At 59.2% G+C, this 12,227-nt stretch carries 10 protein-coding genes; 5 read left to right on the top strand and 5 right to left on the bottom strand.

Going from position 1 to position 12,227, the window contains the following annotated elements:
- Positions 1–114: 114 nt before the first annotated feature.
- Positions 115–573: a methylmalonyl-CoA epimerase gene (gene mce / locus Q4B98_RS02405; RefSeq protein WP_303195163.1), complete on the bottom strand. Its 459-nt coding sequence runs from the start codon at positions 571–573 to the stop codon at positions 115–117.
- A gap of 224 nt (positions 574–797) precedes the next feature.
- Here mce and Q4B98_RS02410 point away from each other — a divergent pair, with 224 nt between their 5' ends.
- Together Q4B98_RS02410 and Q4B98_RS02415 are read left to right on the top strand one after the other, a co-directional pair.
- A complete protein-coding gene (locus Q4B98_RS02410; RefSeq protein WP_303195165.1) occupies positions 798–950 on the top strand; it encodes a hypothetical protein in 153 nt (50 codons plus the stop codon).
- A gap of 2 nt (positions 951–952) precedes the next feature.
- On the top strand, positions 953–1,480 hold the full coding sequence (locus tag Q4B98_RS02415; protein WP_303195167.1) for a PH domain-containing protein: 528 nt from the start codon (positions 953–955) through the stop codon (positions 1,478–1,480).
- 105 nt (positions 1,481–1,585) lie between these two features.
- On the opposite strand, the gene pgm is transcribed toward Q4B98_RS02415, so the two are convergent.
- Positions 1,586–3,217 (bottom strand): phosphoglucomutase (alpha-D-glucose-1,6-bisphosphate-dependent), encoded by a 1,632-nt coding sequence (pgm, locus tag Q4B98_RS02420; protein ID WP_303195169.1) that lies wholly within the window; start codon positions 3,215–3,217, stop codon positions 1,586–1,588.
- Positions 3,218–3,348: 131 nt separating this feature from the next.
- Between pgm and Q4B98_RS02425 the strand changes: the two genes are divergently transcribed.
- The 3 genes from Q4B98_RS02425 (at position 3,349) to Q4B98_RS02435 (ending at position 7,650) form a co-directional block, all read left to right on the top strand.
- The gene (locus Q4B98_RS02425; RefSeq protein ID WP_303195171.1) at positions 3,349–4,287 is read left to right on the top strand and encodes a tetratricopeptide repeat protein; all 939 of its coding nucleotides are present in this window, start codon (positions 3,349–3,351) and stop codon (positions 4,285–4,287) included.
- Between the two features lie 118 nt (positions 4,288–4,405).
- The gene (locus Q4B98_RS02430) at positions 4,406–5,140 is read left to right on the top strand and encodes an HAD family phosphatase (protein ID WP_303195172.1); all 735 of its coding nucleotides are present in this window, start codon (positions 4,406–4,408) and stop codon (positions 5,138–5,140) included.
- Positions 5,137–7,650: a glycoside hydrolase family 65 protein gene (locus Q4B98_RS02435; protein ID WP_303195173.1), complete on the top strand. Its 2,514-nt coding sequence runs from the start codon at positions 5,137–5,139 to the stop codon at positions 7,648–7,650. Before Q4B98_RS02430 ends, Q4B98_RS02435 begins: the two co-directional genes overlap by 4 nt.
- Before the next feature lie 374 nt (positions 7,651–8,024).
- Here Q4B98_RS02435 and Q4B98_RS02440 read toward each other — a convergent pair whose 3' ends face one another.
- From Q4B98_RS02440 to glgB, 3 genes are all read right to left on the bottom strand, one after another.
- A complete protein-coding gene (locus tag Q4B98_RS02440) occupies positions 8,025–8,960 on the bottom strand; it encodes a Rib/alpha-like domain-containing protein (protein WP_303195175.1) in 936 nt (311 codons plus the stop codon).
- Positions 8,961–9,393: 433 nt separating this feature from the next.
- Positions 9,394–10,188 carry an NUDIX hydrolase gene (locus Q4B98_RS02445; RefSeq protein ID WP_303195177.1) on the bottom strand — a complete coding sequence of 265 codons (795 nt, stop codon included), beginning with the start codon at positions 10,186–10,188 and terminating at the stop codon, positions 9,394–9,396.
- Positions 10,189–10,209: 21 nt separating this feature from the next.
- Entirely contained in the window at positions 10,210–12,144 is a 1,935-nt protein-coding gene (glgB, locus tag Q4B98_RS02450) for a 1,4-alpha-glucan branching protein GlgB (protein WP_303195179.1), read from the bottom strand.
- Between the last annotated feature and the right edge of the window lie 83 nt (positions 12,145–12,227).

The raw sequence follows: 12,227 nt of genomic DNA on the forward strand, positions 1-12,227 counted from the left end.
GGCGACTTCAACGGTACCAATTCGATCCGGATGACAACGGTGCAACTCACCGTGACGAGACGAACCCCGGGGATATTGTCCCCGGGGCTCGATTCTCACTGTGACGGCGTGGCGTCAGTCCTTGTAGGGCATACCACCGGCCGGAGGCTCGGTGACCTCGATGAGTAGGCCGCCGGTGTGCTTCGGGTGAAGGAAGATGACACGGGATCCAGCGGTTCCGGTCGAAGGCTCACCGATGAACACAGCGCCGCGCTCCTTGAGGGTGGCGATGGTCTTGTCCAGGTCGTAGGTGCGGTAGCACACCTGCTGGATCATGTTCTTGTTCTTGGAAATGTACTTTCCGATGGTGCTGTCCTCGCTAAGAGGAGCAAGCAGCTGGACGACGGTGCTCTCCTCGCCGCGCTTGCCGGTGGCGAGCATGGCCTCCTCGACACCATGGCCTTCGTTCTTCTCGCGAAGAAGGACGTGGAAGCCGAGGACGTCGCAGTGGTACTTGATGGCCTCGTCCATGTCCTTGACGGCGAAACCAACGTGGTCGACACACGCAAAGGGATCGTTGTTGAAGTTCTCCATATCTCGATTGTTGCACTGCCGGACAATGTTTGGTTAGCCGGGGTGAGAATCGGACACAAGTATCTTTGGCACCGTATGCGGTTGTGGTGCTGTCCATGCAGCGGTCCTGGTGATGTCAGTCCTGTTCGGCGTTGCGAGTGGTGCAGAGCAGATCATTCGGGAGACAATAGTTTCGCAGTGCCCCTGTTCTCTTCCCCGGGCCACGTGCCGAGCAAGGAGCCTTAGTGAAGAAGACCATCCACATGATAATCGTTGTATTCCTCGTCGTGTTCTGTCTGTACTACGTCTTCACGGATCCAGACGGCACGGCCCGAGTCATTCATGGCTTCTTCAGCGGCCTGTTTGGATTCATCAGGGCGCTGGGCGGGCAGTCCTAATCTTGCGCGACGTCATCCGGCGTTTCATCGACCCCGACGTTGACCGTCACTTATTGGTCAGCGAGGGGGAATACGTCATCGACGAGGTTCCCAAGCACTGGATCGTCTTGGTGGCACCGACTTTCGCCATGGCGTTGGCTGCTCTGCTGTTCATCTCGATGGTTTTTGCGCAGCGGTGGTGGGGCATACCTTTCGTGATGGGACTCGCGTTGGCAACGTGGGGAGCGTTGCGCTTTCACCTGGACCATATGGACCGTTTCGTCATCACCAATATGCGCGTGTTCCGTGTGCATGGCATTTTCGACCAGCACCTGGCGACGATGCCCATGACCCGTATTCTTGATATCTCCGTTGAGCAGCCCTTCCTTGGCCGTTTGCTCGGTTATGGCCATTTCGTCTTCGAGTCTGCGGCCCAGGATCAGGGGCTGCGTGAGATTGACTACGTTGGTCACCCCGAACAGCGCGACCTGACGATTCAACGCGTCATTCAGATGGCCGGGCTGCGGACCAACCTGGCTCACCCCAAGTGATCGTGTTCCCCATCGCTCTCTGACAGCCGATCTCTGGCAGACATGGCTTCGCCCCGACCACCGGTGGTCGGGGCGAAGCCATGTCTACGGTGTCGTTGCCGCGATTTAGCTGTTGAGAGCCTTGCCGACGATGTCGCGCGCCTCGGCCTGCACAGCGGCCAGATGGTCGGCGTCACGCAGGGATTCGGCGTAGATCTTGTATTTGTCCTCTGTGCCGGACGGGCGTGCCGCGAACCAAGCATTTGCGGTGACGACCTTGATACCCCCGATGGGAGCACCGTTTCCGGGGGCCTTGGTGAGTATCTGCTCGATCTTCTCGCCTGCAATGGTGTCGGCAGAAACGTCATCAGGGGAGAGGGCCTTCAGGCGAGCCTTCTGCTCTCGACTCGCATCGGCGTCAACGCGGGCGTAGTAGGACTTGCCGAAGCGGCTTTCGAGATCGGCGTAGTGCTCAGAGGGGGAGCGTCCGGTAACGGCCTTGATCTCGCTGGCGAGCAGTGCAAGCAGGATTCCGTCCTTATCGGTGGTCCAAGTCTGGCCGTCGAGATCAAGGAAAGAGGCTCCAGCAGACTCCTCACCGCCAAATCCAAGGTCTCCGCGCATGAGGCCCGGGACAAACCACTTGAAGCCGACCGGTACCTCGACGAGGCGACGACCGAGGTCAGTGGCCACCTTGTCGATCAAGGAAGAACTCACCAGGGTTTTGCCGACACCGGCATCGGGTCCCCACCCGGGACGATGGGCGAAGAGGTAGCCGATTGCCACTGCCAGATAGGCGTTCGGGTTCATGAGTCCGGCGTCGGGAGTAACAATGCCATGACGGTCGGAGTCGGCGTCATTACCGGTAGCGATCTCGTAGGCATTTTTGTTGGCGATGAGAGAGGCCATTGCGGCAGGGGAGGAACAATCCATCCGGATCTTGCCGTCGGTGTCGAGGGTCATGAACCGCCAGGTCGGATCAACCTTGGGGTTGACGACCGTCAGATCGATACCGAGATGATCGGCAATGTATTCCCAGTATTGCACCGAGGCTCCACCCAGCGGGTCAGCGCCGATGTGTACCCCGGCCTCCTCAATGGCGTCGAGGTTGATGGCATTGCGCAGATCATCGCAGTAGGCGCTGCGGTAATCGAAGCGAGAGACCTCATCGCGTACTTGTTCGTAGGGCTTGCGACGGATACTGGAAGGATCAGCGAGAAGGTCGTTGGCACGGTCAGCGATCCAGGCGGTGGCGTCAGTGTCGGCCGGGCCGCCGTGCGGCGGGTTGTACTTGAAGCCACCGTCGCGAGGCGGGTTGTGGGAGGGAGTGACGACGATCCCGTCAGCCTGGCGCCCCTCACTCAGGCGGTTGTGGACGATGATGGCTCGCGAGACTGCCGGGGTCGGGGTCCACTCGTCGTCATGCTCGGCAATGACCTCGACGTCGTTGGCACGCAATACCTCGATGGCAGTGGTCCATGCGGGCATGGACAAGGCGTGAGTGTCCTTACCGATGAACAGCGGACCGTCTATGCCCTGGGAGGCGCGATACTCGACGATTGCCTGGGTCGTCGCGGCGATATGGGCGTCATTGAAGGCGCCGTCCAAGGAGGATCCGCGGTGACCCGAGGTGCCAAAGACAACCATCTGGTCCGGGTTGGAGGGATCGGGAGTGATGTCGTAGTAGGCCGACAAGAGGGCATCGACATCGATGAGATCGGATTCTTGGGCAGGTTTCCCAGCACGTTCATGAGCCATGGGGCCATTGTCTCACCGAGTGGTGCGCCCGGGTAAGTCGTCGCGAGGATTGAAGTCGATGGCTCCCTCAGCTGTCGCCAATGTCACCGTTCGGCACAGATGTCACGGAGTATCACGAGAGGTCTGGTTGAATGGATGACATGTCTTCTGACTCGATTCATCGTCATGATGCCGTCGATCTGTCGGGGCTGGCAGCCGCAGCCGGTTCCCCGGACTCTGCTGCCGGGCCTGCTCCTGCCGGTTCAGGAACCACCAAGACTTGGGTGGTCGAGGGCACCGAGAAGAATTTCAACTCGTTGCTTCAGAAGTCGGTACAGTACCCGGTGCTTGTGGAGCTGACGACGCCGAAGGCCCATGGGGCGCAACAGATGTCGTCAATACTTCGTCGCGTCACCGACGAGGCCGCTGGCAAATGGTTGCTGGTACATATCGACATAGACGCTCAACCGCGATTGGCCCAGACCTTGGGCGTGAAGGCCGTCCCGATGCTTATCGCCGTGATTGGTGGACAGCTGGCACCGCTGGCACAGGGCACGATCGATGAACAGCAGTTCCGCCAGATCACCGATCAGGTGACTCAGGCCGCAACGGCCGCTGGGATGGTTGGTCGCGCCGAGCCGGTGACGGTCGAGGCGAGTAATGATAAGCCCGCCGGTCCTGATCCGCGTACCGTCGAGGCCGAAAAACTCTTGGACGCCGGGAAGTTCGACGAAGCCGTTGCGGCTTATGACGCGTTGTTGGCTAAGGAACCCAATGACGCAGTCCTCATTGCCGGGCGCAATGGGGCGGCCTTGTTGGGTCGGCTAGACGGCAAGGACCCGGCCACGCTGCTTACTGCCGCCCAGCAACATCCCCACGATGTTCAGGCTCAGCTGGCCGCAGCTGATGTCGAGGTCATGGGTGGAAGGGCCGCTGATGGATTCAATCGGATCATCCAGGTGGTTCGCACCACGCAGGACGAGGAGCGAGAAGCCGCTCGTATTCGCCTACTGGAGCTATTTGCCATGGTGGGGCAGTCCGATCCGGATGTGGCAGCGGCGCGACGTTCGCTAGCAGCGGCATTATTCTGACAACCGCATGGAAACGTGGTGGCGGCCCGGGAATATGCCCCCGGGCCGTTAGCATATGGGAGTCGCTGTGGTCTCAACTGAGCTGGACGTGTCGGCGTCGACCAATAGCATAGGAGCCATGGTCTCGATCCCATTCGACGAGAAGTTCCATGCCGTTTTGTTTGACCTTGATGGCGTCCTCACTCCTACCGCGCTGATTCACATGCGTGCCTGGGGTGAGATGTTTAACGAGGAATTGGCCCATCACGAGGGCCGCGCCCCTTACACCGATGAGGACTATTTCGCTTACGTCGACGGTAAACCCCGCTACGACGGGGTACGTGACTTTCTTGCCAGTCGCGGCATCACACTCCCGGAGGGTGAGCCTTCCGATGGTCCCGATGTTCATACTGTTTGTGGCCTGGGTAACCGAAAGAATGAGCTGTTCAACGCGGTGTTGGCTCGCGACGGCATCCAGCCTTACCCGGGGTCCCGCCGGTGGGTGGACCTGCTCCATACCCGAAGAGTCGACATGGCTGTGGTGTCGTCGTCACGGAACGCTGCCGAGGTACTCGAAGCAGCCGGAATGAGAGATGATTTTTCGGTGCTGGTTGATGGTAACCGGTCGAAAGCGGAGAACTTGCCCGGAAAACCTGCCCCCGACACCTACCTGCGTGGAGCTGAGCTGCTCGGGGTGCCCGCTGGTCAGTGCGTTGTCGTCGAGGACGCGGTCTCGGGGGTGCGTGCCGGAGCAGCGGGTGGTTTTGGAATGGTGCTTGGCGTTAATCGTGGTGTCGGTACAGACCGGCTGCGTGAGGCCGGTGCTGACCGAGTGGTTGATGACCTTGACGAGATGGCTGAGGAGATGGCATGACGCGAACGGGTACCGACCCGATGGATCGATGGCGCTTCCCTGACGATCCCTGGGCGATAGTCGAGACCTCGCCAAGTACCGATGATCTGGGAAAGACGGAGACCTTGTTCTCGGTCGGCAACGGGTATCTCGGGATGCGTGGTAATCCGTCTGAAGGCCGAGATTCCTTCGCTCATGGCACTTACATCAACGGGTTCCATGAGATTTGGGACATCCATCATGCTGAGAACGCTTACGGGTTTGCGCGCACCGGACAGACGATTGTGAACGTCCCTGATGCGAAACTTATGAAGCTCTATGTTGACGATGAGCCGTTGCTGCTCAGCGTCAACGAGATCCAGTCGTACAAGAGGTGGATCGATTTTCGCGAAGGAGTACTCCGCCGCGAACTGGTGTGGCGTACCCCAGCCGGCAAACTGTTGCGAGTTGCGACTTCTCGAATGGTCTCCTTCACCCACCGTCACATGGCTTTCATGACCATTGAGGTGACGATGTTGGAGGGGGACGCTCCCATTGTCATCAGTTCTCAGATCCTTAACCGTCAGGACGGTATGGATGAGTATCACGGTCGTCCTGAGGATTCAGAAACGACTGATGATCCTCGGCAGTCCCGGAAATTTGCCGACAAGGTTCTCGTTGCTGACAAGGATTGGCACTCAGACCGCCGGATGATCCTGGGGTTCCACACGGCCCGATCTGGGATGACACTGGCTGTTGGTGCTGACCATGAGATTACGACCGACAATGAGTATGTCTCCCTCATCGACACCGAGCCTGGGTGTGGCAAGCGGGTTTACCGGATTGAAGCCACTCAGGGCCGTCCCATCCGGGTCAACAAGGCAGTGGCCTACCACTCTTCGCGTGGAGTTCCGGTCCATGAGCTGTTCGACCGTGTCCGCCGCAGTCTCGATCGGGTGCGCGAGCAGGGCCATGAGATCTATTACGACGAGCAGCGTCATTGGCTCGACGGTTACTGGGCGACGGCTGATGTCGAGATCGAAGGCGCGCCGACTGGCATTCAGCAGGCGGTGCGCTGGAACCTTTTCCAGATCGCTCAGGCTTCAGCCCGTGCTGACCAGCTCGGTATCCCCGCCAAGGGTGTGACCGGATCCGGCTATGAAGGCCATTACTTCTGGGACACCGAGGTCTACGTCATCCCAATGTTGACGTACACCCATCCGAGGATCGCTGAGAATGCGCTGCGGTTCCGCGTCAACACCCTGCCCCAGGCCAGACGACGAGCCGAAGAACTGTCCGAGCGGGGAGCTCTCTTCCCCTGGCGGACCATCACCGGTGAGGAAGCGTCAGCCTTTTACGCGGCAGGTACGGCTCAATACCACATCAATGCTGACATAGCTCACGCAATCATGAATCATGCCCGCGCGACAGGGGACAAGGCTTTCCTCTTCCGTGATGCCGCTCCGGTTCTGGTGGAGACGGCCCGAATGTGGGCAGATCTGGGCTTCTGGCGGATTAACGGTGGCCGGGAATTCCACATTCATGGAGTGACTGGTCCCGATGAATACACCACGGTCGTCAATAACAACCTCTACACCAACGTCATGGCTCGAGCGAATCTCATTGACGCCGCTAGCGTCATGAGGCGTATGCGCGATGAAGACCCACTGTGGTACGAGCATTTGTGCTCCGAATTGGGCCTCTGTGAGGACGAGGTCGGTGGTTGGGAAGAGTGCGCCGCCGGAATGGTCATCCCGTTTGATGACACCTTCGGTATTCATCCCCAGGACGATCAATTCCTGTCCCGGGAATTGTGGGATCTCAAGAACACCCCCGACAATAAACGTCCGCTGTTGCTGCATTATCATCCGCTGGTTATCTATCGGTTCCAGGTGCTCAAGCAGGCCGACGTTGTTCTGGCCCTGTTCCTGCAGGGTGACCAATTCACCCAGGCGGTGAAGCTTGCCGATTTCGAGTACTACGACCCGATCACCACAGGTGATTCGAGCCTGTCGGCAGTGGTTCAATCGGTGATGGCAGCTGAGGTGGGTCATCAGGAAATGGCCATGGAGTACTTCCTTGACGCTCTCTACTGCGACCTAGCTGATACTCATCACAATGCGTCGGATGGCGTTCATGTTGCCTCTACCGCTGGTGTGTGGGGGTGCTTGGTCCATGGATTCGTAGGTATGCGTAATGATCGGGAAAACCTGCGTTTTGATCCGCGTCTGCCGGCACAGTGGACTTCAATCAAGCACCACATGCTCATCGGGGATTCCCATATGCTCGTAAAGCTGGAACGTGACGCGATCACCTTCCAGATTCTGTCGGGACATGACCGCGAGGTGACGGTGCGTGGCGAGCTTTACCACATTGGTGTAGAGCCGGTTCGGGTTCCGCTGAGCGACCAAGGGCCGCTTCGTCCTAGCTTGCGCGGAACGCACCCGGTTTCGGGACTGCGGCGTGCAGACGGTTCCCTCGTGACGGCGGAGGTTCCTGGAGGCATCGCAGAGACCATCGTTTCCTCCCCGATTCTGCCAGCACGGGAGTGATGGGGAGTCCTGTCGACATCTGCCGAGGCGTCGCTCAACAATGCGGGCTGGGGCGTCGACGGTTGATGACGTGGCGGTGTTGGGGTAGTGACGCCGTGGGACTCAACAACAGTCGTGTGGTCATCGAGGCTGTGTAGGCATCCTCCTTTATGAACAGCTGCTCTTTCGGGGCACCTCAGTTGTGACTTGCGTCAATTTTGTGCAGTTGCGCCAGTTTGCACGGCGCAGGTGTCCAAGACTGGCGCAACTGCATGACGAGGGAGGCCCCGATCACCATGTTGTCACCTCCTGCACCTTGGAAGAGTCATGAACCAGTAAGGGTCGCCTCGTAACGAGGCGACCCTTACTTCGTGTCCTAGCAGGTGCTAGTTGATTCAGTGGTTGTAGCGGCGACGCACAGCGTAAGCCGCGCTACCGGCCACCAGCAGTGTCACTCCACCTACCGCCAATCCAGTCAGCGGAGACTGGGTCTCGCCCGAAGCACCCGTACGCGGGAGCTGGGTCGGAACAGCAGTCACCTGAGCAGACTGTGACGGGGCCGGGGCCTTTGGCGCGGCAGCAGGCTGCGACGGGGTAGGCGTCGGTGACGCAGCCGGCTCCTTCACCGAAACCGTGACCTCATCGAGGACCTTGCCATCGCCGTCACGCACAGTCACCTTAATGACGTCGCCAGGCTTGGCGGACTCATCAGGAGTCACCTTGATCGTACCGGTCTCCGGATCGATCTCAGCCTTACCGGGGCCATCGGTCTCGACGGTCGTACCTTCAGGAACATCGCCACCAGTGTTGGGGATGTCAACCGGCTCGCCAGGAACCGTCGGGGTATCCGGCCAGTCAGAACCAGGCGCCTGGGGCGCGGTGACGTTGACGCGGGAGTTGACGGTGTCGAAGGTGCCGTCTGGGTAGAAGACGTCAACCCGGACGGTGTAGTGGCCGGGGGTGACGTCTTCGGCTGGGGAAGCGGTGATCTTGCCGGTGGTTTCGTCGACGGTGATCCATTTACGGACTTGTTCGTATTGGGGGGTGGGGACCCATTTGAAGGTGGTGCCTTTGGGGAATCCGTCTTTTCCTTCGGTGTCGGTGGGGGCGGGGCCTGTTTGTGACTGGCCGGCGACGACGTCGAGGTCTTCCCACTTGGGCTGGTTGTTGTCAGTTGCCTGGGGTGTCTCCTCAGCAGCCACAGTGCTGGCATTATCGGGGTCGGCCGCATACGCAGACGGGTACAACAGGCCCGTTACAGTTAATGTCCCTCCGACCGCCAAGGCGCATAACCCTGCTACGGACTTACGCGCACGCTTACTTGAACTCATCAGTACTCCTTTATGATTATTTGACTTCTTAATCTAATTCTCGATGTGGTACCGGCACTTTTAGTGTGACGTCGTATTACACATTCGATCTCTTGGTCTTCGAATAAAATTTCCAAGTCATATGGTCTGTACACACTGCCCGGTTGCGGCTAGCCCAGTGGAAGTACGCAAACGTGATCCGTGGGTTACGCCAGGATCAGGATTCTACCACTCGTTTTCTTTCCTTCCGAAAAGGAGACGTGCTGAGCTTCAGGCTTGGCATGGGGTGATCTAGTAATCACACCAGCTTGATTTCCTGCACCTTCATGCGGTGGGTGGCATGGCCGCCCCAGTCCTAGATTGGGACCCCGACGGTTGGTTCCGCCGACACTTGGATATCTCTGTTGGCGCGAGACACCCAGAGCGTTGATCGTCTCCCTGTCGAGACGTGCTGCTACAGCGGAAAGCCATTTTCGGTGGCGCGTGGGGTGGAGTCTGTCAGCATGGCTGCGATACGGCGGGCCGATAGTGCGGTGACGTGCTCGGAGACATCATCAGGATCCACCCAGTGCAGATGGCCGATTTCGCCGTCGGCAGGAGTCATGACGGCAGTGTGGGAGGGATCGACGACACCCGCGTCATAGATGAACTCGATGGCGTCAGACCATCCCAGGGCAGGCGGCATCCAGTCGATGAGGACGGGAGTAGCGGGGATGTCAAGGGTGACTCCCAATTCTTCCTGACACTCTCGAATAGCTCCAGCATGGGGTGATTCCACCGGCTCGACGACGCCGCCGGGAAGTTCCCAGTCCGGTTTGTAGGTCGTTTCGCACAACAGGACACGCCCTTTCTCATCGCGAACCAGAACGTGAGAAATGACGCGTTTGGTGGGCAGCACCGAGTCAAGCATCCCGGTGTGGCCGGTGCGGGTGTAGATCTCATCAGTGGCTAATCGGGAATAGACGAATTCGTCTACCCAGCCGTTGTCTGCGCTGCGAGCCTGCCGCAGTCGTCCCTCCCGCCGATATCCGGCCCGGTGCAGGGCATGGATGACTTCTTTGTCGTCGACGGCCACGCGGGCCTCAAGGCGACGCACATCATGTCCAAGGATGGCATCGTCGGATGCTAGTGAAATTGCTCGCGTCAAACCCTCTGGATATGGCGGATCGTCGAGTAGGAGACGGCCCGAGTCATCCACCACCTCGACCTGGATCCGAAAGTCGTCGGGATCGGACTGGTCATCGACCACGAATCATCCTCCTTGTCAATGTCACTGCATTCCCGCGTCACCAGGCAGCGCAGCAGTTGCCACCGGATCGTGGCGTAGCCACACCGAACCCATCGGTGGGACGCACACGGTGGCGACGGCAGGGAACCGATCAGCGTCCGGTAAAGGTGTGGCAATGACTTGGCCGAGGTTGCCGAATTCCCCTGTCCCGTCATACTCCAACGCGTCGGTGTTGAGGATTTCTGACCACACACCTTCTTTCGGCAGTCCAACCCGGTAGTCAGTCTGCGGGTTGGGAGAGAAGTTCGTGAAGCAGGCGATTGTCGATCCGTCCTCACTGCGGCGAAGCCACGAGAACAGATTGTTTCCAGCGTCGTCTGCGTTGATCCACTCAAATCCGCGCGGATCACTGTCAAGCTGCCACAGCGCGGGGTTCTCCTTGTAGATCTTGTTGAGGTCGCGGAAGAGCCGCTTGAGGCCGCCATGGCCCCACAGATCAGCGACGAACCACTCCAAACTGACCGACTCATCGAACTCGTGACGTTGACCGAACTCTTGGCCCATGAAGATGAGCTGCTTGCCCGGGAAAGACCACATATAGGAGTAAAAGGCTCGCAGGGAGGCAAACTGCTGCCAATCGTCACCCTGGATCTTGCTTATCATGGACCCTTTGCCGTGCACGACCTCGTCGTGACTGATCGGCAAGATGAAGTTCTCCGAGTATTGGTAGACCATCGCGAACGTCATCTCGTTGTGATGGTACTGACGATGGAAAGGATTGAGCCCCATGTAGCGCAGGGAGTCGTTCATCCAGCCCATGTTCCACTTGAATCCGAACCCCAGGCCGCCGTCATCGACCGGCTTGGTGACACCGGGAAAGCTCGTCGACTCCTCGGCAATCATGAGGATACCGGGGTAGCGCGAATACAGGTGAGAGTTGACGTAGCGAAGGAAGTCGATGGCTTCCAAGTTCTCGCGACCGCCATACTTGTTGGGCACCCACTGGCCCTCTGGGCGGGAATAGTCCAGGTACAGCATGGAGGCGACGGCATCGACGCGCAGTCCATCGACGTGAAACTCGTCGATCCAGTACAACGCATTGGAGACCAGGAAAGACTTCACCTCGTTGCGGCCGTAGTTGAAGATGTAGGTGCCCCAGTCCATGTGCTCACCCTGACGCGGGTCGGCGTGCTCATAGAGGGCGGTGCCGTCGAAGCGGCCCAAGGCCCACTCGTCCTTGGGGAAGTGGCCGGGAACCCAGTCCACAATGACGCCGATACCGGCCTGGTGCAGCTTGTCAATGAGGTAACGCAGATCATCAGGGGAGCCGTAGCGGCTCGTCGGGGCAAAGTACCCGGTGACCTGGTAACCCCACGACGGAGCGAAGGGGTGCTCTGCCAGCGGCATGAACTCCACGTGGGTGTAGCCCTGCCACAGCACGTAGCTGACCAGCTCATCAGCCAACTGGCGGTAGTTCAACCCGTGACGCCACCCGCCGAGGTGGACCTCGTAGATACTCATCGGTTCAGCGTGGGCGTGGGAGGCCTCACGGTGGGAGATCCATGCGTCATCATTCCACTCGTAGTGGGTCTCGGTGACAATGGAGGCGTTGTGCGGGGCCTGCTCGCAGTAGCGGGCCAACGGGTCGACTTTTTCGTGCCAGTTGCCCCACTGATCCTGAATGCGAAACTTGTAGAGGGTACCTTCGCCGACTCCCTCAATGAAGGTGCCCCAGACACCAGATCCAGGGATGAGACGCATAGGATCTCCGGTCCACCAGTTGAAGTCGGCAATCACCTCGACGGCCCGGGCGTTGGGAGCCCAAACAGCAAAACGGGTTCCGGTGATGGGGCCACGTTCGTCGTCATCAATGGTGACCACATGAGACCCGAGCCTCTTCCACACCTCTGTGTCCCCACCGGAATGGAATCCCTCGAGATCCCAACCGGTGAGTCCTCCGAACTCATCGTGAGCCATGTCGTCCTCCTGGCACGTCATTGGTGTGGGTATGGCCATCAGGTCTGTGACCCGACGCCGCTATATGGGTGGGCGTGAATACC

Origin of the sequence: Cutibacterium sp. (genome assembly GCF_030525615.1) — a bacterium.
Taxonomy (GTDB): Bacteria; Actinomycetota; Actinomycetes; order Propionibacteriales; family Propionibacteriaceae; genus Cutibacterium.

Coding starts and splice junctions, on each gene's coding strand:
- mce (WP_303195163.1), bottom strand. CDS start 573: ATGGAGAACTTCAACAACGATCCCTTTGCGTGTGTCGACCACGTTGGT.
- pgm (WP_303195169.1), bottom strand. CDS start 3,217: ATGGCTCATGAACGTGCTGGGAAACCTGCCCAAGAATCCGATCTCATC.
- Q4B98_RS02425 (WP_303195171.1), top strand. CDS start 3,349: ATGGATGACATGTCTTCTGACTCGATTCATCGTCATGATGCCGTCGAT.
- Q4B98_RS02430 (WP_303195172.1), top strand. CDS start 4,406: ATGGTCTCGATCCCATTCGACGAGAAGTTCCATGCCGTTTTGTTTGAC.
- Q4B98_RS02435 (WP_303195173.1), top strand. CDS start 5,137: ATGACGCGAACGGGTACCGACCCGATGGATCGATGGCGCTTCCCTGAC.
- Q4B98_RS02440 (WP_303195175.1), bottom strand. CDS start 8,960: ATGAGTTCAAGTAAGCGTGCGCGTAAGTCCGTAGCAGGGTTATGCGCC.
- glgB (WP_303195179.1), bottom strand. CDS start 12,144: ATGGCTCACGATGAGTTCGGAGGACTCACCGGTTGGGATCTCGAGGGA.